Annotated in this window: 20 protein-coding genes; 5 read left to right on the top strand and 15 right to left on the bottom strand. The window is 37.8% G+C overall.

Features of this window, described 5'->3' with window-relative positions:
- The first annotated feature begins 201 nt into the window (after window positions 1–201).
- Both IGK27_RS00360 and IGK27_RS00355 read left to right on the top strand, forming a co-directional pair.
- Entirely contained in the window at window positions 202–1,689 is a 1,488-nt protein-coding gene (locus IGK27_RS00360; protein WP_002381348.1) for a helix-turn-helix domain-containing protein, read from the top strand.
- The gene (locus IGK27_RS00355) at window positions 1,683–3,167 is read left to right on the top strand and encodes a helix-turn-helix domain-containing protein (protein ID WP_010830579.1); all 1,485 of its coding nucleotides are present in this window, start codon (window positions 1,683–1,685) and stop codon (window positions 3,165–3,167) included. The genes IGK27_RS00360 and IGK27_RS00355 overlap by 7 nt, the downstream gene beginning before the upstream one ends.
- 155 nt (window positions 3,168–3,322) lie before the next feature.
- Here the strand turns inward: IGK27_RS00355 and IGK27_RS00350 are convergent, their stop codons facing one another.
- The 8 genes from IGK27_RS00350 to IGK27_RS00315 all read right to left on the bottom strand — a co-directional run bounded on the left by IGK27_RS00350 (window position 3,323) and on the right by IGK27_RS00315 (window position 8,217).
- Entirely contained in the window at window positions 3,323–3,502 is a 180-nt protein-coding gene (locus IGK27_RS00350; RefSeq protein WP_002381345.1) for a hypothetical protein, read from the bottom strand.
- Between the two features lie 20 nt (window positions 3,503–3,522).
- Window positions 3,523–4,758: an MFS transporter gene (locus IGK27_RS00345; protein ID WP_002356101.1), complete on the bottom strand. Its 1,236-nt coding sequence runs from the start codon at window positions 4,756–4,758 to the stop codon at window positions 3,523–3,525.
- Window positions 4,759–5,124: 366 nt separating this feature from the next.
- Window positions 5,125–5,367: a GlsB/YeaQ/YmgE family stress response membrane protein gene (locus IGK27_RS00340; protein WP_002356092.1), complete on the bottom strand. Its 243-nt coding sequence runs from the start codon at window positions 5,365–5,367 to the stop codon at window positions 5,125–5,127.
- A gap of 23 nt (window positions 5,368–5,390) precedes the next feature.
- Entirely contained in the window at window positions 5,391–5,951 is a 561-nt protein-coding gene (locus IGK27_RS00335; protein ID WP_002356090.1) for an Asp23/Gls24 family envelope stress response protein, read from the bottom strand.
- Window positions 5,952–6,009: 58 nt separating this feature from the next.
- Window positions 6,010–6,522 (bottom strand): Asp23/Gls24 family envelope stress response protein, encoded by a 513-nt coding sequence (locus IGK27_RS00330; RefSeq protein WP_002383483.1) that lies wholly within the window; start codon window positions 6,520–6,522, stop codon window positions 6,010–6,012.
- A gap of 12 nt (window positions 6,523–6,534) precedes the next feature.
- Window positions 6,535–6,726 carry a DUF2273 domain-containing protein gene (locus tag IGK27_RS00325; protein WP_002356087.1) on the bottom strand — a complete coding sequence of 64 codons (192 nt, stop codon included), beginning with the start codon at window positions 6,724–6,726 and terminating at the stop codon, window positions 6,535–6,537.
- Between the two features lie 12 nt (window positions 6,727–6,738).
- Window positions 6,739–7,311, bottom strand: coding sequence for an alkaline shock response membrane anchor protein AmaP (gene amaP, locus IGK27_RS00320; protein ID WP_002381343.1), 573 nt, complete (start codon window positions 7,309–7,311; stop codon window positions 6,739–6,741).
- Between the two features lie 12 nt (window positions 7,312–7,323).
- Entirely contained in the window at window positions 7,324–8,217 is an 894-nt protein-coding gene (locus IGK27_RS00315; protein ID WP_010830578.1) for an SDR family oxidoreductase, read from the bottom strand.
- Between the two features lie 273 nt (window positions 8,218–8,490).
- Between IGK27_RS00315 and IGK27_RS00310 the strand changes: the two genes are divergently transcribed.
- Entirely contained in the window at window positions 8,491–9,144 is a 654-nt protein-coding gene (locus IGK27_RS00310) for a Crp/Fnr family transcriptional regulator (protein ID WP_002356081.1), read from the top strand.
- Window positions 9,145–9,185: 41 nt separating this feature from the next.
- On the opposite strand, the gene IGK27_RS00305 is transcribed toward IGK27_RS00310, so the two are convergent.
- From IGK27_RS00305 to ruvA, 5 genes are all read right to left on the bottom strand, one after another.
- A complete protein-coding gene (locus IGK27_RS00305; protein ID WP_010830577.1) occupies window positions 9,186–10,103 on the bottom strand; it encodes a helix-turn-helix domain-containing protein in 918 nt (305 codons plus the stop codon).
- A 543-nt stretch (window positions 10,104–10,646) separates the two neighbouring features.
- Complete coding sequence (ygjK, locus tag IGK27_RS00300) at window positions 10,647–12,986, bottom strand: alpha-glucosidase (protein WP_010830576.1); 2,340 nt, start codon at window positions 12,984–12,986, stop codon at window positions 10,647–10,649.
- 178 nt (window positions 12,987–13,164) lie between these two features.
- Entirely contained in the window at window positions 13,165–13,863 is a 699-nt protein-coding gene (locus IGK27_RS00295; protein WP_002370615.1) for an N-acetylmannosamine-6-phosphate 2-epimerase, read from the bottom strand.
- A 141-nt stretch (window positions 13,864–14,004) separates the two neighbouring features.
- Window positions 14,005–15,021, bottom strand: coding sequence for a Holliday junction branch migration DNA helicase RuvB (ruvB, locus tag IGK27_RS00290; RefSeq protein WP_002381340.1), 1,017 nt, complete (start codon window positions 15,019–15,021; stop codon window positions 14,005–14,007).
- A 12-nt stretch (window positions 15,022–15,033) separates the two neighbouring features.
- The gene (gene ruvA / locus IGK27_RS00285; protein ID WP_002359241.1) at window positions 15,034–15,648 is read right to left on the bottom strand and encodes a Holliday junction branch migration protein RuvA; all 615 of its coding nucleotides are present in this window, start codon (window positions 15,646–15,648) and stop codon (window positions 15,034–15,036) included.
- 218 nt (window positions 15,649–15,866) lie between these two features.
- On the opposite strand from ruvA, the gene IGK27_RS00280 reads away from it, so the two are divergent.
- Window positions 15,867–16,853, top strand: coding sequence for an LLM class flavin-dependent oxidoreductase (locus tag IGK27_RS00280; protein WP_010820585.1), 987 nt, complete (start codon window positions 15,867–15,869; stop codon window positions 16,851–16,853).
- 14 nt (window positions 16,854–16,867) lie between these two features.
- Window positions 16,868–17,092 carry a DUF896 domain-containing protein gene (locus IGK27_RS00275; RefSeq protein WP_002356070.1) on the top strand — a complete coding sequence of 75 codons (225 nt, stop codon included), beginning with the start codon at window positions 16,868–16,870 and terminating at the stop codon, window positions 17,090–17,092.
- A gap of 46 nt (window positions 17,093–17,138) precedes the next feature.
- On the opposite strand, the gene IGK27_RS00270 is transcribed toward IGK27_RS00275, so the two are convergent.
- The gene (locus tag IGK27_RS00270) at window positions 17,139–18,818 is read right to left on the bottom strand and encodes a peptide ABC transporter substrate-binding protein (protein ID WP_010830575.1); all 1,680 of its coding nucleotides are present in this window, start codon (window positions 18,816–18,818) and stop codon (window positions 17,139–17,141) included.
- A 135-nt stretch (window positions 18,819–18,953) separates the two neighbouring features.
- Window positions 18,954–22,994, bottom strand: a complete 4,041-nt coding sequence (locus IGK27_RS00265; protein ID WP_142667979.1) for a 5'-nucleotidase C-terminal domain-containing protein — start codon at window positions 22,992–22,994, stop codon at window positions 18,954–18,956.
- Window positions 22,995–23,164: the final 170 nt, after the last annotated feature.

The following is a 23,164-nucleotide window of genomic DNA, read 5'->3' as shown; positions in this document are numbered from 1 at the left end:
AATTTTTTGCTCTATCATTTTTTGTCCATGTTTTCTTCCATTTGACACATTCAGTTCTTCTTGATTTTTAAGAATAGATACAGTAGCATAAGAACAACTAGTTCTTTCACTGGCAATTGTCAAATGTCATTTAGAAAAGAATGCCCTATCTGTATTATCTGAAAAATCAAACAATCGTAACCAATTAGAAAGGTGGTTATTATGTATAACTTATTAACCAAACAGGAAATTCAGTTGCTTTCCCTAATTGAATACTTGTATGACAGTAAAGAAAAAGTCCCCATGCAAGTACTTCGGCGAAAATATGAATTTTCCCATTACAATATCAACAATTTATTGAATCAATTGACTTTATTAATTTCTCGAGTCAATACACATGAAAATGTACATATTCGCATTATTAATAATCAACAGTCCATAGAATTAGTCGCCGATGAAAATATCCCGATTGAGTTAATGAAAGAAGCCGTAGTTCGCGGGTCATTAACCTATATGTTAGCCTTAGATTTACTTTTAAAACGCTACACTTCAGCCAAAGATTTTTGTGAAGAGCACTTTATTAACTTTTCTATTTTTAAACAAGTCAGTGACCGTTTAAATAATCATCTAGCTAGATTTAATTGTTATTTAAACTTAAAAAGACGAGAAAAAATTTGTGGTAACGAGAAAGATTTTCGCAGTTTCTTTTATTCCTTATTCTTCATTTCAGGAACTTCTCTAGTACCATTTCTATCTAAGACTAATCAAGCACAATTGCAGAACTTCATTGAAATCATCAAAAACCGTTACCCTTACTTTACATATACTGATTTACGCAAATTAAAATTAATTATGTCCATAGGTTTACTCCGTTATCAATCCGGTTTTACAATCACCAATTATCCAGAAGTTGCTGCTATTAATTTGGCCTTTCCTTATTCAGAATTCCAACTATTAGTGAATGATTGTTTTATTGATGAACAAAAAGAGCCTGACACTTGGCAAGCTGAGATTCATTTTTATTATGATTTCTTCAGCACATTAACGATGTACTCTCTGGTCCAAATGGAAACCATCAACTTTGCCAACTTAGCGATCATGGGAATGGATAACAGTCCACACGCTACTTGGATTTTTGAAAAATGTACGCAATTACAGTTGGATTTAAGCGCAATAGAAGTGGTCTTTTTGTTGGTTAATTTATCCAATGCCAGTGAACGACTGATTCATTTCCCTGTGGAAGAGGAATTGAGCTATGAGGTTGCTAATGTCTCTTTGTATGAAAAACAATACCCAAATGTTTCACGAACAACCAACTATTTCTTAAAGCGTTTGCCTTTTGACAAACAACATCCACTAGATGCGTTATTTAAAGAAACCATTTTTTTAATTATTCGGAGTGTTTTATTAAATAAACAAATTCCTGTTAAAATTTTACTTCATTCATCTATTAATCAGATACAAGAAAATTGGTTAGCGAAGGAAATCAATAATTATTGCGATGTTCCTTTGAAATTTGTTAATCATATTCAAGAAGTGCCTGACTTAGTCATTACTGACAAAAATAATCCGCTTTTTCACGCCAGTAAAACTTTTTATTGGCATCCCGTTCCTTATTTAGATGAATACTATAACCTAAAACAAGTAGTTCGCAAAATTTATTTTGCCAAATTGCGTGGGGAAAACAGTTTGGAGGGAATCGGATGTTAACAGGGTTACTTGATGTACCTTATCGTAAAAGTTTTGCTCTTTTAGAAGAGTTACTCGAACGTCGTGAAGCAGAAGAACAAACATTGGCGATTTCTACTTTAGCGACTCAATTAAAAATGCAACAAAATACCATTCTACAATCTGTAGCTTTGCTCCAAACAGAAATTGAAAAAAACGGCTGGGAGAACTTATTTTCTTTATCAGCAAATGCCAAAGAAATCACATTTTGGTTTGCACCCTATTTCCAACTGTCGTTTTTGATGCCCTACTTTGTAAAAAAAAGTTTCGCGTATCAAGTACTGACCTATGCCTTTAACCATAATGCAATTGATAGCAAACATTTTGAAAAAGTCCTAGAGATTTCTTCATCAACCTTTACACGAAAAATTGGACAATTAAACCAATGGCTCCAAAAATATCAGATTGAAATCAATTTAAAACGTACCAATGTGTTGGTGGGCAAAGAAAAAGATATTCGGATTTTCTTTATGATGCTTTTTTGGAACAATTACTCTGAAGGGGATTGGCCGTTACACACGATTACTAAAAAAGAAGTCCACAGTCTCTTTCGACGTTTAAAACACTCTGTTTCTTTCAATACAACACAAGATTTTACAAAAGACTTGATTTTTTCTGCGGTGATTTTAGCGCGTTGGAAAGAGGGCTTTTTTATCAAAGAAACTTTCGTGGAGGAAGAAGCGATTGTTAATCCCTTTGTTAATCTGAGTGAATTTGAATTGTTTTTTAAAGAAGAAGCCTTACACCAAGTTCCAACAAAATTTATACAAAAAGAAGGCCTTTTTGCCTTTTTCTTATTGACGATTAGTGTCAGCTACGCCACACAAGATGTCTTGGAAATTCCTGCAGCACGGATGCATATGGTCCAGCTATTAGGCTCACCCATTAAAGAGATCATTTATCAACTAACGTCTTTTTATCAAATTAAATTGACATTTCACGAGTATCTTTATCTATATACTTCTATCCAAAATTTAAGTGTCTTTTTTAAGACCTTTGTCACGATTGCCAATCCATTTGTGCAAGAAAGCTTTTTAAAAGAAGCACTTCAAAAAAATCCAAGTCTCTACAAAGATGTGAAGCGCCTTACAATTGAAATGCTTCCGACATTGATTGGCAATGAAAAATTGTTAGTTGACTGCTTGTTTATTCTTTTTTGTACATTGAAAACGAAATCTTTACCACCGATTCGTGTCTTAGTAAGGACCAATCAAAGTAATTTAATTTTAGATACCCTTTATGAAAAGCTAAGTAAAGCCGTGGATAAAAAATTAATTTTTGTCACTTCACCAGAAAAGCCTTTCGATGTAATTATTACAGATATCTTTTCAGAAGTTAGTGTCAAATCAACGGTTCCCACTTATTATGTTGATTTTTCCGCTAGCATTGGTGAACTAGCGCAAAGCTTAGAAAATTTAAATACACAAATTGTCACCAAACAAAGTCCACGCCACTTTTAAAAGTTTTCACGTGAAACATTTTAAGTGATAAAAATTACAAAAAACGCCAAAAGGTAGCAGAAAAACTGCTACCTTTTGACGTTTTTTACGAAAATTTTCAATGTTCCACTCTAGTGATACCGAAACGTAGAACATTCATTTACTAACTACTCATTTTACATGACGTTGTTATTTTCTGTCACCAATTCTAGCTCTTGCAAGTAATGATCCAAAGTCGCGTGATGTTGATCGACATCGGCTAACTCTGTTTCAATTTTAGCTAAACGCGTGTTCATGCGTTGAATTTCCGTTAGTGTTTGTTGTAAAACGTTTAAAATCCGTTCATCGTTAGGCATTGAAATCACTCCTTGTCCATTTATAGTTCTGAGCCGTGTTCAATCTCTTCAATCGTTTCAAGAGACAAATCTTTGGCATCATTTTTAGCTTTGTGGAAGACCATATATAAAATAGTACAAACGATTGGGATACAGCCTGCTAAGAAGTACATTTGTTGGAATGACATAAAGTTACGTAATTCACCTAAAACGTACGGACCAACCCCTAATCCAAGGTCTAAACCGATGAAATAAGTCGATAAAGCAATCCCGATACGGTGAGGACTTGGGCTTTCTTGAAGACAAACCGCTTGGCCATTTGACATGAAAGTACCATAACCTAAGCCAATTAACCCACCTGAAACTAATAACATCCAACCAGACGTAGTCATACTTAATAAGAATAAGCCTAGTGTTAAGAAAATGTAGCTCGGATACATGACGTAGCGTTCACCTTTGACATCGAAAATCCGACCTGTCGATGGACGTGTTAAGGTAATCACGACCGCATAGACGATAAAGAAGAAGGTGCTGACGTCAACTAAATCGATTACTTTGACATAAGAAGATAAGAAAGATAAGACACTTGAATAAGCAAGCCCCATTAAAAAGGCGATAAATGTAATAAATAAAACTTTCTTTTCAACAAAACTATCAAAATTCCATTTAGATAAAGCTTCACGATGTTCAGGTGTTAACTCAATATTTTTCACTGGGAAAATGAAGCAAGCAATGGTTGTTAACAAAATTAAAATAATTGAAAAGTTAATAATGACATGGAAGTTGGAAACATTTAACAATAACATCCCAATAAATGGCCCAATGCCGGCTGCTAAACTAGTACTCAACCCATAATAATTGATCCCTTCCCCTTTTTTGTTTTTAGGGATATAGGCGGTGACAATCGCGTTGGTCGCTGTCGAAACGGTTCCGTAACCAAACCCATTTAAAAAACGGACCAGATAAAGAATGCCCATACTTGGCATATACATATACGCAACAGTCGTTAAAAGATAAAACAAAGCCCCATAACGTAAGACTTGTTTGCGCCCAATCAGTTCAAGGAGTTTCCCCATGAAAAGTCGTGCAAGCAATGTCCCGATGATGTAAATTCCTGAGGCCAAACCCGCTTGACCTAAAGTAGCGTGTAAGCTATCTTGCGCAATCACCGCAATAATAACCATTAATAAATAATAAACAAGATAGACAATGAAATTAATCACTGTAATACTGATAAAGCCTTTATTCAAAAGCTTTGTTGGTGTTTGTTCTGTCATAATTCTTTGAATTCCTCTCTCTTTTGTTCTGTTTATTTTGTGTTGCTATTTTTCAATAAAAGACCGCTATCCCCTCACTTTGATGACTTATCAAAAAATTTTCTGAAATTCATTTGCAGTTATTACTATACGAGATATCCGTTACAAAAAAATGTAAATTTGTGAATGATAAACGTTATCTACAAATAACTTCAACAAATGTTGTTGATTTTTGTTGAAAAGCCAAAATGACTAATGATTTTAATTAAAATAAGCTCTTGGCTAATTGCTCAAAATTTACTTTTCATACGAAACTTCCTCATACATAGAAAAAGAAAAATAGGGCATAAGCCGAAACGACTTATGCCCTATTTTTTTAAACTTTCTCTATTTTCGTCCTAAAATCCATGAAACGATGGCAACTAAAATCACTGCCCCGATAATCGATGGCACAATAGCCATCCCAGCTAAGCTTGGTCCCCATGTGCCTAAAATGGCTTGACCAATTGTTGAACCAACTAACCCTGCAATGATATTGGCAATAATGCCCATCGATGATCCTTTTTTAGTAATTGCTCCAGCGATTGCCCCAATGACACCACCGACAATTAATGCCCAAATAAAGCCCATGATTGTTTCCTCCTTTTAACCGTTTATTCTACACGTGGTTCCATGTTTTCTTTGACTTGTTCTGTTCCTTTATTCACAGCTTTTTTTGCTTTTTCTGTTTGTTCAGAAGCAAATTCACCGGTACTTTTGGCAGCGCCTGTGACTTTATCTTGAACCGTTTCGCTATCTTCTTCGTATTCTTCTTTTGATTTGATATCAACTACGTTAACATTCACTTCAATCACATCTAAGTGGGTCATTTTTTTCACTTCACGGCTGATTAATTCTTTCATTTTTTCGTAAATGTCTTGAATATCTTTGCCGTATTCTACTACGATATCCATATCAACAGCGACTTGTTTTTTACCAACTTCGGTATCAATACCAGCTGTGACGTTATCTGTGTTTACTAATTTTTCAGCAATATTTGAGAAAAAGCCGCCATCGACTGTTAATAGACCATCGACATTTTCTAAGGCTAAACCGATAATTTTTTGAACGACTTTATCTTCAAATGTTAATTCACCTTTGATTGCATGATCTTCTGGTGTGTGTGGTCCGTTTCCTGCTGGTTTTGGTACATTATTGAATTTTTCGTTACTCATGGTTCATTCCTCCTAGTTTCTTCTATTATTGCTTTATTTTTAATAAAATAATAACCAATTATTGAACACGAGGTGCCGTGTTTTCTTTGACTTTTGTCTTGCCTTTAGTTACCGCATGTTTGGCTTTGTTGGTTTGTTTTGACATAAAACTACCTGTCGCTTCAGCGGCGTTGCCAAGTTTATCTTGGACCGTTTCACTTTCTTCTTGGTACTCTGCTTGTGTTTTGATATCTACTACGTTGACATTGACTTCGATTACTTCCAAGTGAGTCATTTGTTGGACTTCGCGAGTAATAACCTCTTTCATTTGATCATAAATGGTCTCGATATCTTTCCCGTATTCGGCTACAATGTCCATATCCACTGCGACTTGTTTTTTGCCGACCTCGGTGTGAATGCCTGTTGTAACATCTTCACTGTTAATCATTTTATCTCGTAAATTCGAGAAAAAACCACCGTCCACAGTTAACAAACCGTCGACTTCTTCCAAAGCAATGCCAATAATTTTTTGGATTACTTTATCCTCAAACGTCAACTCACCTTTAACAATCGATACATTTGCATTTTCCATAGCCAAAACCTCCTATTTATGATGAAAATAATTTTTGACAATGCCTGTCTGTTCCAAATACAAACCTAGCCAAATACCTAGTCCTGTCAGGAGTACTACTAACAATGTTTTAAAGAAGCCGATTGACAGAAACAAGATTGCAAAAACCAAGCCGACTAGGCCACCAATTAACGGAACGGCATATTGTTTTATCCATTCAACCATTGTACATCCCTCCTACTCCACACGTGCTTGTGTTTGCTGTTGTTGTGGTCGTTTCATTGATTGAATATCTTCAAAATGAACATCAATCGTAATCTTGTGACCAGTTCCCACCAAACGAGCAAGCCGTTCTTCCATTGTTTTTGACCAAGCTTCTGTTTGTCCAATTAAATCTGCCGTTCGTTTCAGTGTGCCTTTAACATTGACCTTAATGCGCCGTTTTGTCGCCTTTACACGAATGGTTGGTGCTTCCAGAAAGTCACTGTCTTGCAAGCTAGAGCGTACAAATCCTTCGATGGCTTTACGGTGTAACACTAACTTTCCTTGCTCTTCTTTTAATTCAAACGTGCCTTTTCTTCTTGGGAATAAAAGAATGAATAAAAAGAGAAAGAGCATAATTCCTAGTAAAACCAGCGCTACCCAAAAGATTGCTTGACGTGCGTACTCGTTGTCTTGCAAGAACCATTGGACATTATCTGGTGGTTGCCAAGCTGTATCGGCTGACCAAGTGGTGATGGCCACCGCGCCAAATAATGCCATTAAAATCAGTGAACCTAGAAGCAAAAGTATTTTAACAACTTTATTCACGGAACATCCCTCCTAAAGATTAATTGCTTCTCCACCAGTTACGCCATAAACTTGAGCCGTAACATAACTTGCATCATTGGACGCCAAGAAAACATAAACAGGGGCTAATTCAGCAGGCTGACCCGCACGTTCCAGTAAAGAATGTTGCCCAAATTCTGGCAACTCTTCAATTGGTTGTCCATGATCTAACTGTAACGGTGTCCAGATTGGTCCTGGAGCCACGCCATTTACCCGAATGCCTTTTGGTGCCAGTTGTTTTGCTAAACCAACGGTAAAGTTGGCAATTGATGCCTTCGTTGCTGCATAATCCAACAAATGCTCACTGGGATTAAAGGCTTGGACGGAAGTCGTTGTCACAATACTACTTCCGGCAGGCAAGTGAGGCACTGCTGCTTTGACAATGCCAAACATCGCAATAATATTGACATGGAAAGTGTCTATCACTTGTTCCATTGGTAATTCTTCAATAGCGGCACAGGAAATTTGTTGGGCTGCATTTAAAACGAGGGTATCCAAGCCGCCTAATGCTTCATGAGCTTGTGCAACCAATTCTTCAGGTGCCTGTTTATCTCTTAAATCTGCTGGCAAAAGAACGACTTTTCGGCCAGCTTCTCGTATATAGTGCGCCACTTCTTCGGCGTCTTTTTCTTCACCTGGGAAAAAATGTAAGGCGATATCTGCGCCTTCACGAGCAAAAGCAATCGCCGCAGCTCGTCCAATCCCAGAATCACCGCCTGTAATTAATACCCGACGATTTTCTAATTTGTGATTTCCGACATAGCTGTCTTCCCCACAATCTGGTTTAGGGACCATTTTGTCCTGTAATACGGGAGTTTCTTGATCTTGTTGCGGAAATCCATCACTATAAAATAACTTTCTTGGGTCTTTTAAGTTTGGTTCTGTCATTAAATCTCCTCCCTTTCTACTATTACCTTAATACAATTTTTTCTTTTTGAAAAATATTTGAGCACATAAAATAAAAAAAATATTTTTAATACTCATTAAGCGAAATTTTTGGCAAAATTATCTAAAAGCTGATTTTATTTTTCAAAATAGCGTTTAATTGACCTTTTTTATCAACATTTGTTATTGACATATGATGTCCAATTCGCTTAAATAAGAAAGAAGCCCAACAGGCAAAAACAAAAATATTTAGAGATAATTGAGGAGTTACCGCCAATGAGAAATGTTTTACAAGACTACTTAGATGAACATTCCTTTCGAGTCGTTGTAAAAAAGAAGAAAAATTATTTAACTTATGAAGGACTGCAAGATCGTTATGCCTATATTTTAAAAAGTGGCATCATCAAAACTAGCGTTATTTCCAAAGACGGTCGTGAATTTAATTTACGTTATATCAACAATTTGGAAATTGTTTCATTGCTACGTGATGAATATTCAGAATTTATTGATGCACCTTTTAATATTCGCATCGAATCTCCACAAGCAGAACTTTACCAAATCGACCGTGTTCAATTTTGGCGGGATATCAATAATAGTAAAGACTTGCAAATGTATGTCAAAGAATACTATCGGGACCGTTTAATGCATTCCATGAAAAAGATGCAGCAAATGTTGATGAATGGCAAATTTGGGGCCGTTTGTACACAAATCTATGAAATGTACGATTCATTTGGCGTAGAAACAGAGGAAGGTATTTTAATTGATTTCGTGGTGACCAATGAAGAAATTGCGCATTTTTGCGGGATAACTTCTGCTAGTAGCGTTAACCGGATGATGCAGCAACTAAAAGAGTTAGGGGCAATTGAACTACGTAACCGCAAAATTTTGATTAAAGATTTAGATATGATTAGAGATAACATTATTGTTTAACATCAGCACCCCCCGCAAGTTTGACCTTGCGGGGGTGTTTTTTATTTTTCAGTGACAATATTCACAGGAAATTGTCCATAATCTAAATTAAATGTCCGCCCAGCCGTCAGCTGAAGCATTTCTTTTTTCATGCCTTCCGCCAAACGTACATCGCCAAAACTTTCAATCATATCAATAACGGAGATCACTTCTTTATAGTATCTCATTTTGCCAGTGTACAGATAATACGTAAGGTTTTTTAAGTAACGTAAGTTAAAATGAATATAGTAAATTTCAGCAGGAATCGTGGTAACACTCATTAGCGCTAAATACTCCCGGGCTTTCGCATAATTTTTCTTATAAAGTTGCGCTGTAATGATATTTAGATAAAAACCATAGGCGACATTTAATGTTTGGGTATCACGTAATTCAGCATCTTTGACAGGAAACATCTGCTCAAGAATCTGAAGGACTTCGTTTTCAGAAAATAACGCTCCTGTATTAGTCACCATTTGATAATCGTAATATGTATAGTAGCTTTTGCTAGAGATAAGTGCGAGAATTGCCATTCGATCAGGTTCGTCAAATTCTGGAATTTCCTCCCAATCATTACTGAAAGTTAGCTTAATATCTGTATAAATAGACATCTCCACTGCGTTTTTGTGGGGATTGCGCTCTAATTGATAAAAGTAATGAATCAGGTTCTTTTTTTCACTTGTATTGTTCACTCCCATTTGACAACATTCAATTTGATGCATAATTTTAGATGAAGCCGTACTTCTTGTTTCAGAGACCATATGAAAAAATTCATTAAAGGTAATCCCCAGTGACTGTAATGCTGTCATTAAATCCTCGTAACTTAGCTTGGCTTCACCAATTTCGATTCTTCGATAGGTTTGTTTCCCTTTTTTTGGTAAAACATCTTTCTGAGCAATTTTTTTCTTTTTTCTAAAATACTTTAATGCCTCTAACACATCCATAATATGCTCCTTTCTATTAATAAGTTAATATTAAGTATTATTTTTTTATTAACTAAAATATAACATTTTATAAAAAATTATTTTTAAAAACTTTAATATTACCAAACAATCAAATAATATATTTGTTTAAATTATTTTTTTGCGCGTTATAATTGTTAGGCGTCAACAAATTTAAAAAAACTTTTCTAATTCGTTCTTGAAGAAACTAAGATATCTGTCTTATAATGAAATTCAATATAACTTAGAGTAGGAGGTGTCGCAATGTTTGGTTTCAATATTAGTTTATTTCTTATTACTCGGTTCCGTTAAACCCACTCTTCATTAACCATTGTACAATCAATTCCATTTAATATCTATTTCATTTTTATTAAATAACATTTTTAATAAAAGTACATACAGTTTATTTTTAGATATTTTATTTAATTATTTGAAATATATTTATTTAAACAAATAAATTACATTTAATTAAATCAGAGGGAAATAGATTGTAGCAAGTGAAGAAAAAAACAGCTCTTGAGAGATATTTTCTCAAGAGCTGTTTTTCTATTTTATCTCAAAAGCGGTTTGCGTTGTGGGGTTATTACTTAATAAGGTATTTTTATACAGTAAATAGTACGCTGCCGCTGACCAACTAAAGTTTTTCGTACTTAGGCCCTTCCCTGTCAGTGGATCATAATTTTCATGAATAGGTCCTTCTCCCATCAATCCTTCGGCATGTAAGAAGAGTTTTTGTGTCATTTCTTTCGCTTCTTTTGTATAGTCATAGTTTTGAAGAGCTTCTACACCAAACAAGGCTTGATCAAGCCAAACTGGTCCCCGCCAATATTTCGTTGCAGCAAATTTTTCATTGTCTTTGGATGCCGTTGGGAATGGCATAAAGGTATTAAACATTTCTTGATTCATCATGTTTTTCTTAACTGCCGCCGCCTGTTCTTTGGTCGCTACTTTTGCCCAAAGCGGCAACCAGCCTTCTGTTCCTTTGCCACGATTGACTAACAATTTTGTTTTCGAGCCGTCTTCATTTATTTGTAAGTCATAGAAGAAGCCCGTTTTTTCATCAAACATATTTTCTTGAATATATTTTTTTAGTTTCTTCGCTTCTTTTTGATAGTTCTTATAGTCCTCTTTTTTGCCTAGTTCTTCTGCTATCGAAGCTAAATAGCCCTTTTCAGCGTAGAGATACGCATTCAAATCCACTGATTCTTGATTAATCGAATACCCCACTACTTTTCCTTTATTTTTGTTTTCAAAAACTTTAACTCCAACGTCGCCTTTGCCCACACCTTCTTTGTCAAACCGTGTAGCGTTATCCATGCCACTTTCCCATGCGGCTGCTTCAATAACAGCATCATCGTCCACTTTAGGTTGGCCATTTTTATCTTTAATGATTTGATCCTTGTCGTCTTTTTGCCAGTGAGCATCACTGACCATGCTTCCATATTCTGCTATCCCATTTTTATTGTGGTCTCTGTTGGTATACCACCAATTATGATAAGCCACAAGTTTGGGATACATTTCTTTTAAAAATTCCTTATCTTTTGTTTCTTGATAAATATGCCAAACTGCCCATGCAGCCAATGGTGGTTTAGAATTTCGTTCATTCCAGTTGCCACCTTCACCACCACGCGCACTGTCTTGATTGTAAAAGACAGCATCAATGATCGCTCCTGCATCTTGTGGACGTACGGTATCATCTTTTTGAATTTGATAATCAAACAAGGCCCGCATATTATTTTTAGCTAACTCGGGATTAAAATCAGCCGTTGCTACATCCGCTTTCCACGAATCCCAAGCCCACATACCAATAAACCATTTATAAGACATGGACGGAACAATCCCGTCATGCTTAAAGGCACCTGCCGCACTTCGCCAATTGGTATTAATCGTTTCAATCGATTTGACTAGCGCATTTTGATATTCAGGAAATTCTGCTGTTTTCTTTTGATCAAACGTTTTATCTAGATATCCTTGCCATCTTTGCTTGTTCTCTTTGAAATAGCGCGCCGCATTTTTGGTGTATTCGGGTGCTTGTTGTTGTTCCTTTGCCTCTTCTTCTTTTGTAAAAGTATAGCTTTCTGTCGTATAGGTGTTGTACGTTTGTTTAGGCTTCAATTCAATTGGTTCAGCGGTTGCTGTATAATTCCGATTATCAATTTTTGTTGAAACTTTATCCGCATGATGAATCGTATATTTTGTGTCTTTCGTAGCAAAATAATTCCACGTTTCTCTGACTTCACCAAAATTCACTTGAATGTCATTGTCTTTAGCAGTTAAACGAGTGCCAATATCTAAGGTTTCCGTTCCCTCTTGAATTTTGTCAAAGACCGCACCTGTCCAGCTTGCTTCAAGTGACAAGGGCTCTTCACCAGTGTTTTCAAGTGTCGTTTGGATAAGCGCCGTTCGATTGCTGACAAAAATTAAAGCTAAATGAATCATTAGATCGTCTAATTCATAGGTTTGCTCTAGGCGCCCAGGATAATAAGACAGGTCCATGCGGTTGCTTTGGCTTAAATCATAGGTTTCTCCCGTTTTTTTATTTTTGACCGTTAATTTGTTTAAACTTGCCGCCAAGTTTACTGGATATTCTTCCGCAATAATCAATGGCCCCGCAAAACCACCCAGTAGCTCTTTATTGCTTTTTTCAGGTAAATAGTAGCCATGCCATGCACCTAAATCAGAAAAATTATTAAAATAATTGGTATCGTATACGCCATTCGTCCGTTCGGTTGGTGATGCACTCACATCTAAAACATTTGCAAATTCATCAACTTTTGTTCTTTCAACACTTGCTTGCACTTCCCCGCTTAACGCAAAACAGCTGACTACGGTGATTCCTAACGCTAACCAAGTAGACACCCGTTTCTTTTTTGATAAACCCTTCATAAAACCCCTCCTATAAAAATGATAGCGCTTTATACACTGATTTATTATCAGCAAGGACTATGCCAAACGGAGTGTATCCCTTTTTATTATTGAAAGATTCAACTTTCTCTAGAAAAAAAGCGACCGTATCGAAGTGTATTGATCAAAAAATAACGAGTGTATCGATAGTGTATTTAGTTTATGCTTGATTCTGTTTTATTTTCGTAGCTTCCACAAATTTTTCAGTAATTTTTTGCGGTCGTGTAATAACAGATCCCACCACCACGCTATAAGCACCTAGCTCCAGGACACGTTGGACTTTTGCTGGCGTATCAATCATTCCTTCTGCAATGATTGGTGTAGTAAAATGCTTCTTTGCTTCTCTTAACAGTTCAAAATCATTTTGTTCAATCCGCTGATTTTCACTTTGCGGCGTATAGCCGACTAACGTTGTGCCAATATAATCAAAACCTAACTCCGCCGCTTCAATCATCTCTTCCAGTGTGGAACAATCCGCCATCCATTCTTGGTTAGGATACTTTTCTTTTATTCTTTTGAAAAATGTGGCTAACGTTTCGCCATTTGGTCGTTTCGAATGGGTTGCATCGAGAGCGATAATTTCTGGCTGAACAGCCATTAATTCATCTACCTCACGCATAGTTGCAGTAATATATACTTCTGCATCAGGATAATCTCGTTTAATAATCCCAATGATTGGTAAATCAACCTCTTTCCGGATTGCTCGAATGTCTACCACAGAATTTGCTCGAATACCTTTAGCCCCTCCTTGTTTAGCGGCCAAAGCCATCTTGGACATGATAAAAGAACTATGCAACGGTTCGTCTGCCAACGCTTGGCAAGAAACAATTAATGCCCCTTTGATTTCTTTATTCAACATTGATCCCTCCAATTTAAAAGCGATTACAAACACAGTATAACTACAACAGCTGAAATATGCCACTCTTCTAAATAAGAACAAACGTTTCACGTGAAACAAAAGAAAGCAAGCGGTTAAGGCTTGCTTTCTTTTGACTTATTTTTAATTTTTACGACCCTCTAAATAATCATACCCAAAATGTGCATACGCAAATGGCGTTGCAATTCGTCCTCGCGGTGTTCGTTTAATGAAACCTTTTTGAATAAGATAGGGTTCATACATATCTTCCACCGTTTCGGTTTCTTCACCGATGTTTACAGACAAGGTACTTAAACCAACCGGACCGCCACCGTATAAATCAATCATTGTTTTCAACAATTTTTGATCGACATAATCCAAGCCTTGATGGTCCACTTGCAGTAAGGTTAACGCTTTGTCTGCAATCGCTCGGTCGATTTTGCCATCTGATTGGACTTGGGCAAAATCACGGACACGTTTTAACAAACGGTTAGCAATTCGGGGGGTTCCTCTTGAGCGGCGCGCAATTTCAAAGGCACCTTCCTCAAAAATCTCCGTTTGAAAAATATCCGCGGAACGAAGAACGATTTCTTTTAAATCCTGCTCTTGATAATACTCCATGTGAGAAATAATCCCAAAACGATCTCGTAATGGCGCTGAAAGCATCCCTGCCCGTGTGGTAGCGCCCACTAAAGTAAAAGGCGGTAATGGAAAATGAACGGGATGTGCCGTGGTTCCTTGACCGACCATGATATCAATGTAAAAATCTTCCATTGCGGAATACAGCATTTCTTCCACAACTCGCGGCAAACGATGAATTTCATCGATAAATAACACATCACCAGGCTCTAATTCGTTCAAAATAGCGACTAAATCTCCCGCCCGTTCGATGGCTGGTCCACTTGTGGTACGAATGTTCACATTCATTTCATTGGCGATGACCATCGCCATTGTCGTTTTCCCTAAACCTGGCGGACCATAAAGAAGGGTATGATCCAACGCTTCATTCCGATTTTTCGCCGCTTCAATATAAATCGTTAGTTCTTGTTTTACTTTGTCTTGACCAATATATTGTGCTAAAAATTGTGGACGTAACGATTTTTCAATTGAAGCTTCTGCTTCTTGACTTGCAGCTGAAAGCAACCGTTCTTCTTCTGTCATCGTTATTCCTCCTTAGCGTTTCATCATGAATTTTAACGCATTGCTCAAATAAACATCTGTCGTTGTCTCACCTAACGCTTCCAATTGCTTAGTGATACGCTTAATCTCTCGGTCACTGTAGCCTAGGGCACTTAATGCTTCTAACGCTTCTGCCAATGCTTGATTGCTTGTTGTCACCGCTTCGGTTGCGGTCATGGCAGCCACCGCTGCTTCGGAAGACTCTAATTCGCCTAGTTTTCCTTTTAAATCTAAAATCATTTGTTGGGCTGTTTTCTTGCCAACACCTGGGAACTTCGTTAAATATGTAACATCTTCCCCTTCAATTGCATTGATTAAACCACCATGATCAGCCACAGAAGCCATGATAGCTAAACCACTTTTAGGGCCAATTCCAGAGACACTGATTAATTTTAAGAACAATTGTTTTTCTTCTAAACTGCCAAAACCAAATAAAAGTTGTGCATCTTCCCGCACGACTTGGTGAAGATATAGTTTAATGTCCGTATCCATTTTTCCTGAATAGCGATACGGGTTATCGACTGAAATCTGATAGCCAATGCCATTTGTTTCAACGACAATATAGTATGGGCTAACAAACGTTACTTTTCCAATAATATATTCGTACATGTTGTCACCTTTCCAATTGCTGATTGCGTACATATGTTCCATTTTAACACAAAGCATCAAAAAGCCATAGCGGAGAATTTTTTATCATCGACCTTGGCTACATCTATTTGTTACTTTTCGCTCACTAGGGAATTAAAAAGTGCGTACTGTTTTTTTTGACATGCTTGCGTAATAATAGCGGTAGCTTCAAAAAAATAACCAAAAAGGAGACTACATACATGAAATTAAGTATCTTAGATCAATTAACGGTTCCTAAAAATCAATCAGCAAGCGACACATTACAAGAAGCCAAAGAGCTCGCTCAATTAGCGGAAAAACTTGGTTACACAAGAATTTGGTATGCCGAACATCACGGTTCAGACGCCTTTGCCAGTGCAACGCCAGAAATTTTAGTTGCACATATTGCTAGTGCCACCGAAAAAATTCGTGTTGGCGCGGGTGGCATCATGACCATGCATTATGCGCCATTTAAAGTCGCAGAAACGTTTAAAACATTAGCAGCTTTATATCCTGATCGAATCGATTTAGGCATGGGCCGCTCGCCTGGCGGCAGCCCTTTGACTACGTTAGCGTTAAATAATGGTCAGCCACCACAGCTAGACCAATTTGATAAATTACCTGAAATTTTACTCTTTTTAAGAGAGGAATTTCCTGAAGATCATTTATATTCTAAAATTTCAGCTGTTCCGCGGGAAGTTCTATTACCACAACCCTGGTTACTAGGTGCTAGCAAAGAAAGCGCACGTTCAGCTGGTGAATATGGCATTAATTTTTCCTTTGCGCAGTTTATTCATGGACATTTGCCCAAAGAAGTATTGTCAGCATATTACAAGCATTTCCGACCAGTAACTGAACAACAAGAGCCGCAAGTGAGCGCTGCGTATTTCACTTTTGCCGCCGACACGAAAGAAGAAGCAGAATACCATGCGGCTAGTTTCGAGCATTATATCTTTGCCACCGAACATGGGCTTCCAAATAAATTTTTATCGTCAGAAGAAGCCCTAGCTTTCCCTTACAGTGAAATGGACAAACTGGTTTTAGAACAAAATAAACAACGCTTTGTCATTGGCAGTAGCCAAGAAGTTGCGGAGTTTTTCCACCAACAAGAAGAACTAGGGTTGACAGAAGCAATGCTAATCACCCCAGGTTATGACAAACAAACGCGCTTTCAATCATTTGAACGCCTAGCAAAAGAATTATTATAGAAAGGAAATGAGAAATGTTAGAGGTTTTAAAAAGAATTAATACGCTTGCACAAAAAGAGCGTGAACAAGGCTTAACATCTGAAGAACAAGCTCTTCGTGTCGATTTGCGACAAGAATATTTGCGGACCATTCGTGAACAATTCAATAAAACATTAATGGGCGTCACTATTTATGATCCTACTGGTGAAGATGTGACCCCAGAAAAATTAAAAGAAGAACAGCAGAAATATTTTGATTAAAAGAGACACAGAACAGTCGATTTGACTATTCTGTGTCTCTTTTTAACTACTCTTCTGTTATATATGTCCACTTATAATCATATTGTGCGCCAGCACCATGGGCAACGACGCCTTTCACTTCTTTACTGCGTAGATGGGCAGTCGCCTTTTGATAAAGTGGTGCTAAAGCGGTCTCTTCACCAATCAATAACTTCTCAGCCTTAACCATGTCTTCCCAACGTTTTTCAGGATCTGAAGCATCTCTTGTAGCTGAAGCCTCGATCAACTCATCGTAGGCTTTACTTGAAAAACGCCCGCGATTATAGTTATTACCAGTAACAAAAAGGTCTAAGAAACTACTTGGATCTGCGTAATCCGCAGCCCAACCACCTAAGATTGTCTCAAAATCGCCGCGACTACCTCGATCAATTCGAACTGAAAACGGCACTGGGCTCACTGTTACATCAATGCCCTCTAAAGTATCCTTTAACGTACCTTGAATATATTCCGCTAACTTTTTCGTAGAATCGACATCATCGGCAACAATATCCATTTTGAGTGTTGTTATGCCCAATTCTTTCTTCGCTTTTGCCCAATATTCTTTTGCTTTTTCTGGGCTATATTCAACAATTTTTTTATTTTCATCAGCAAAATCTGTGTCATCTGTCGGCGAATACGACATCCCTTCTGGAATTAAGCCGGTAGCGACTACTGAGCCGTCGCCTAAAATTTTATCTACTAATGCGTTGCGATCAATCGCTGCTGAAATTGCTTTGCGTAAATTCACATTATTATACGGTGAATTTTTATCTCGCTGATTAAATTCCAAATAGCTGGTTCGTGCTTCTTTTTCGATAACCAATTCTGGATCCTTCGCCATTTGCTGGGCCAATTCGCCGCTTAAAATAACATCGTCTGCCTGGCCATCTTGGAATAAGTTCAAGGCGGTTGGCGCCTCCTTGACAACATCAAAATTGATTTTATCTAATTTGACATTGTCTTTATCCCAATAGTTTTCATTTTTTTCCAAAGTCCAATTGGTATCTGAGCCAGCCCCTTCAAAGTTAGCTAAGACAAACGGACCATTATAGACTGCTTTTTCACTGGAAGCAGCGTAATCTTTGCCATATTTCTCTACGGTTGCTTGATGTTGCGGGAAAAATAGTGGAAAGGCCAGTAAATAATCAAAATATGGTGTTGGTTTTGCCAGTTTAATTTCTAGCTCGTAATCTCCGTTTGCTTTAATGCCTAATTCAGAGACTGGTTTCTTACCAGCTACAATGTCTGCACCGTTTTCAATCATTTCTAGAAAATAAGCATACTCAGCGCCAGTCTGAGGATCTGCTGTACGTTGCCAACTAAAAACATAATCGGCAGCTGTGACAGGATCACCATTGGACCATTTTGCTTCTTCTCTTAGTTTCACTGTGTACGTCAGACCATCATCACTGACTTGCACTTTTTCTTTAGCCCCTGCTGGTTGCGGCTTGCTTTTATCATCTAAACGATAAATTCCTTCATACGCATTATTCAGTGCCGTAAAACTAATTGTATCTGTTCCTAAAGATAAATCTGCAGAAGGCATTTCTTGTTGAACTACTACTTTAAATTCTTGTTTAGCGGCAGTTTTCTCTGATCCGCCTTTTGCTTTTTCGGCGCCAGCTCCCCCATCACCACCACAAGCAGCTAAAACTAATAGCGTTGTTAAACTTAACCCGATAAGTCCTTTTATACGTTTACTTTTCATGCCTTTCTCCCTTCACAGAAAAAACTCTTCATTTTTTAATTTTTAGAATATTCTTATAATACTAAAATTAAAAACAAATGGCAAGCATTAAAATAAAAAAAGAACCAATCCCGAAGGACGGTTCTTAAAAAATGACTAACTAGCTTTGTTACGTCGTTTATAAATATACCAGCCAGAAGAAGAAAGTCCAACGAACAGTAAACCATATAATGCAAGCGTTTCTGTTTCTGTACCCGTTTTAGGTAAAAAGCCGCCATACTTTTTCTTCTCTGTTACGGATGGATTGCTCTGTCTTGCTCCCGCTTGGTTTTGTTTATTGGTTGCTACTGGTGTTTCTGGTGTTGGTTTCGGGTCTGATTTTGGATCTGATGTTGGGTCTGGTTTCGGGTCTGGTTTCGGGTCTGGATCTGGTTTTGGATCTGGTTTTGGATCTGGTTTTGGATCTGGTTTTGGATCTGGTTTTGGATCTGGTTTTGGCGTCTCTCCTCCACCGATTAACTCTTTGTAAGCTTCTTCCGAAATAGAAACAATTCGTTCGCCTGGGAATGGTTCTTTATATTGTGCTAAATCAATCGTCGTTGCTGCACGATACAACCGCAAGCTGGTTGCACTTTTCAAGTATTCAATTAAGACAGAATCTAGTGAAATCCCTTCTTCTCGTTCACCACCTAGCATATCGTAACCATCACCACCAGCAGCTAAGAAATCATTGGTAGCCATCCGGTATTGTTTCTTCTCATCCAATGGTTCAAACTTTTGTGTTTGCCGATTTTTAATTTCTATTCCTAATACGCGACTACCGACAATCGTTTGTCCTGTTTCATTGCCTTCGTCACTAGCCAAGCGAGTACCTGGTTTTGTGGAATCATAGTGGATACGAATGGAGCTTGAAACATGTAGGAAACCACCATTTGCGCCAAGTTTTGGTTGGCCAGCATCATCTAGTAAAATTGTGCCATTCTCATCTTTTTGTGGAATCGAACGAACAGACATTTCAAACATTTCTTTAACTTGAGCGCCGGTTACTTGAATTTGCGCAATGCTATTGCCAAAAGGTAACACAGCAATGACATCCCCAACTTTAATTGGCCCTTGTTTAATATCAGCGCGAATGCCGCCACCATTGGTTACTGCAAAATCAGCAGGTTGACTAAACGCGTCTTGCCCATATGACATAATCGCATCACCAATCAAATTCCCTAAGTTGGTCTCTCGTGTGCGCACATTTTCTCGTTGTCCATCCAATGTGAATGGAATATAATCGACAATTACTTTTTCATTTTCAGCGTTAAAATTCGTACGTGCTTCATCAACGATGGCTTTAACTGCCGGGTTTTCTGGCAATTCTAACAACTCTGCTGCTGAAATCAATTTTGCTGTTTTCTTAGTTGGTTCACTCTCTGGTGCTGTGACGATCCCAACATTATTTAAATAATTACCTGTTTGAGCATAGATCACTTTGCCATAACGTTTGCCGCTTTCGACGGCTGTATGCGAATGTCCATCAATCACATTAATATCTAACTCAGGATATGTTTGACTAAGGGTTTCTGCTAGCGTATCACCACGCCAGATATGCGGCGTCGTTTCATCTACGCCTAAATGCCCAGTAACTACGAAAGCTTGAATATCCGCGTACTTCTCTTTAATTTCATTAATCACTGCTTCTACTTCTGGAATCGGGTCTTTAAATGTCACCTTCTCCACGTTTTTCGGGTGTGTTTTCGTTGCTGTTTCTGGGGTCGTCACACCTACAATGGCAAACTTTTTCCCGGCTTTTTCTACGATTGTATACGGATCAAAAACCCGTCCACTGCCATCTTTGTAATACGTATTACTAGATAAAATCGGAAAATTCAGTTGGTCTTTATAACCTAGTGCAATCTCTAAACCAAAATCAAACTCGTGATTTCCCACCGCCATGGCATCATAACCAACTTCATTCATTGCTTTGGCCATATCCGCGCCTTTGGAGAAATTGGAGATTGGTAATCCTTGGAAAACATCCCCTGCATCCACCATCAAGGTTGGGTTTTCTTGGTCTTTAAAGGTTTTTAGACGCGCCATACCCAATTCGCCTTTCCCTGCTTCTAATCGTCCATGAACGTCATTTGTGTGCATAATGGTATATGCATTATCTAAATCAAAACCCGCATTACGGACATCTTGTTTCGTAATAGCGGCGGCGTTTGGTGTACGTCCATCAGGAGAAGTCGGAATTTGAAGAGTGCCGTCATTCACTAATTCGATTGCTTTGGCACGCCATTTTTCATCAAAATTTGTCCCAATAATTGACCAATTTCGTTCGATTTCTTGTTCTGGATCAAGCGTTCCTTTTTTCTTAATATAATCAACAATCATTCCTCGTAAGGTTTCTGGATCAGAATTTTTAATAGGTTCTCCTACTTGAATCCCTTGGCTAGCTAAACCGCCGTAACGATAATTATTCATAGCAATCGTATATTCTTTGGCAGGATCCAGCGGTTGGCCGTCAATTTTCGCATCTACAATTCGTTCACCCACTGGTTTTGAAATGTCAATCTTGTAGTCCACTCCAGAAATCATGTCATAGTTATATACACGAATGTTTGGATTAAAACTAACGGTCAAATCATCTGGCTGCGTTTGGTTATAGTACGCCCCTTGTTTTTCTAAATACTTCAGTAAGTTTTCACCGTTAATGGGAACACTCACTAAGGTATTTGGGTATTTGTAGATATCAAAAATCGTAGCATAGGAAATCTTCCCCGCAGCTAATTTACTGTCGTATTTAAACAGCGCTGCCGCACTTAATTGTGCGCCTGTTACTTCTTTTTGAACGTTATTAATTAAAGAAATCATCGCTGTTGGTTGTAATTGTGCTTCGGGAATTCCTTTAATTTCTTGTTTTGGTAAAAAATCAGCTGTTGCTGTGCCGATCTCCTCCTGAATAAACGCTCGCGTTTTTTCATGGTATTCTTTTGTCGCTGCCTTAACTGCTTCATCTGCTGGAACATTCGTTGTTGGTACAATCGTTGCTGTACCTTCTTGCACTTCCCACTTATCGGCATTTTTAGCAACTGAAAGATCAATCTTAACAACTTCTGTCCCCGTATCTTTCGGTCCCCCTACCGGTACAGTTTTTCCATTCGGCGCTGCTCCTTGCTTGGTAAAAGAAAGGTGGTCATGACCTAGAATATACGCATCAATCCCCGCGACATTTTCAATTACTTGGTCGGCACTGGCAGCCGGATCACTATTTTGTTGTCCCGCATGAATCGAAGCAACAATAATGTCAGCCTGATCGTTAGTTTTCAACTCAGTAACTGCTTTTTCTGCTTCTTCTTTCAAAGGTAAAAAATTAAGCGAAGTAACACGAGGGCCATCCCACAAAGGAATGTGCGGGATTGTTAAGCCGATAATCCCAACTTTTAAATCTGGCTGCCCATCTTGATTAAGATCAAGTTCCTTCGTGGTAGTCCCTTCAACAAAACGACTACCATCCTTATTGTAGGTATTCGCAGACAAGATTGGAAAAGTGGCTTCTTTTTGAATTTTTTGGATTAACGGTAAACCAAAATTAAACTCATGATTTCCCAAAACCATTGCATCATACTTCATCACATTCATGGCGGTAATCATTGGATGGGTCTTTTCATTCACTAAAGGCGCTTTATTATACAAGTCATCTGTTAAAATAGTGCCTTGAATATTGTCGCCATTATCAATTAAAACGGTGCCTGCTGGGTTTTGTGCCCGGACTTGGTTGACGACTGTACTTACTTGGGACAAACCAACTGGTAGTTCTTTATCATCTTCATAAGACCAATTCCATAATTGACCATGAACATCTGACGTACCTAAAATTGTTATTTTTTGCGGCGTGCTCGTTTCTTCTTTTTCAGCGGTTGACGTTTCTAAATTCGTCGTCTCTGTTGGTGCTGTGGTTTCTTGTGACTGCTTGACACTGTCACTCGTAGCCTGATTTGGTGCTTCTTGCTTGATGTCTGTTGTTTCCTGTGTGATGATTGGTTCTTGTTTTCTACTTGAATCGGTGGTACTTGTTACTGCTTCTGAACTTTGTTGACTCGTTGTTTCTACTGCATATGCCGTACTAGTAACGCTTGGCGCTATCAACGCAACAGCCATTAAAAAATGCATGCCCCACTTCACTTTTTTAAAGCTCAACTTTTTCACAAATTTCCTCCTTGTGTTTCAACCCATTTGCAACAAACAATTGTCAAAGTAACAAACAACAAAAAGAGCCTTCCCCCATCACGCTGCTCTTCTTTTCCTATCATAATATATCCGTTAAATAAAAAACAGTAAATTCCGTTAAAATAAGATGTTTTTCCTGTAAATTGTTT

It is taken from the genome of Enterococcus sp. DIV0236 (genome assembly GCF_050558525.1).
In the GTDB taxonomy this organism is placed as follows: domain Bacteria; phylum Bacillota; class Bacilli; order Lactobacillales; family Enterococcaceae; genus Enterococcus; species Enterococcus faecalis.
The sequence above is the reverse complement of the archived record's forward strand: the minus strand, read 5'-3'. Positions and strand labels throughout refer to the sequence as shown.

Bases quoted from the DNA above. Each gene is read 5' to 3' on its own strand.
- IGK27_RS00360 (WP_002381348.1), top strand. From the start codon at position 202: ATGTATAACTTATTAACCAAACAGGAAATTCAGTTGCTTTCCCTAATT.
- IGK27_RS00355 (WP_010830579.1), top strand. From the start codon at position 1,683: ATGTTAACAGGGTTACTTGATGTACCTTATCGTAAAAGTTTTGCTCTT.
- IGK27_RS00350 (WP_002381345.1), bottom strand. From the start codon at position 3,502: ATGCCTAACGATGAACGGATTTTAAACGTTTTACAACAAACACTAACG.
- IGK27_RS00345 (WP_002356101.1), bottom strand. From the start codon at position 4,758: ATGACAGAACAAACACCAACAAAGCTTTTGAATAAAGGCTTTATCAGT.
- IGK27_RS00340 (WP_002356092.1), bottom strand. From the start codon at position 5,367: ATGGGCTTTATTTGGGCATTAATTGTCGGTGGTGTCATTGGGGCAATC.
- IGK27_RS00335 (WP_002356090.1), bottom strand. From the start codon at position 5,951: ATGAGTAACGAAAAATTCAATAATGTACCAAAACCAGCAGGAAACGGA.
- IGK27_RS00330 (WP_002383483.1), bottom strand. From the start codon at position 6,522: ATGGAAAATGCAAATGTATCGATTGTTAAAGGTGAGTTGACGTTTGAG.
- IGK27_RS00325 (WP_002356087.1), bottom strand. From the start codon at position 6,726: ATGGTTGAATGGATAAAACAATATGCCGTTCCGTTAATTGGTGGCCTA.
- IGK27_RS00315 (WP_010830578.1), bottom strand. From the start codon at position 8,217: ATGACAGAACCAAACTTAAAAGACCCAAGAAAGTTATTTTATAGTGAT.
- IGK27_RS00310 (WP_002356081.1), top strand. From the start codon at position 8,491: ATGAGAAATGTTTTACAAGACTACTTAGATGAACATTCCTTTCGAGTC.
- IGK27_RS00305 (WP_010830577.1), bottom strand. From the start codon at position 10,103: ATGGATGTGTTAGAGGCATTAAAGTATTTTAGAAAAAAGAAAAAAATT.
- ygjK (WP_010830576.1), bottom strand. From the start codon at position 12,986: ATGAAGGGTTTATCAAAAAAGAAACGGGTGTCTACTTGGTTAGCGTTA.
- IGK27_RS00295 (WP_002370615.1), bottom strand. From the start codon at position 13,863: ATGTTGAATAAAGAAATCAAAGGGGCATTAATTGTTTCTTGCCAAGCG.
- ruvB (WP_002381340.1), bottom strand. From the start codon at position 15,021: ATGACAGAAGAAGAACGGTTGCTTTCAGCTGCAAGTCAAGAAGCAGAA.
- ruvA (WP_002359241.1), bottom strand. From the start codon at position 15,648: ATGTACGAATATATTATTGGAAAAGTAACGTTTGTTAGCCCATACTAT.
- IGK27_RS00280 (WP_010820585.1), top strand. From the start codon at position 15,867: ATGAAATTAAGTATCTTAGATCAATTAACGGTTCCTAAAAATCAATCA.
- IGK27_RS00275 (WP_002356070.1), top strand. From the start codon at position 16,868: ATGTTAGAGGTTTTAAAAAGAATTAATACGCTTGCACAAAAAGAGCGT.
- IGK27_RS00270 (WP_010830575.1), bottom strand. From the start codon at position 18,818: ATGAAAAGTAAACGTATAAAAGGACTTATCGGGTTAAGTTTAACAACG.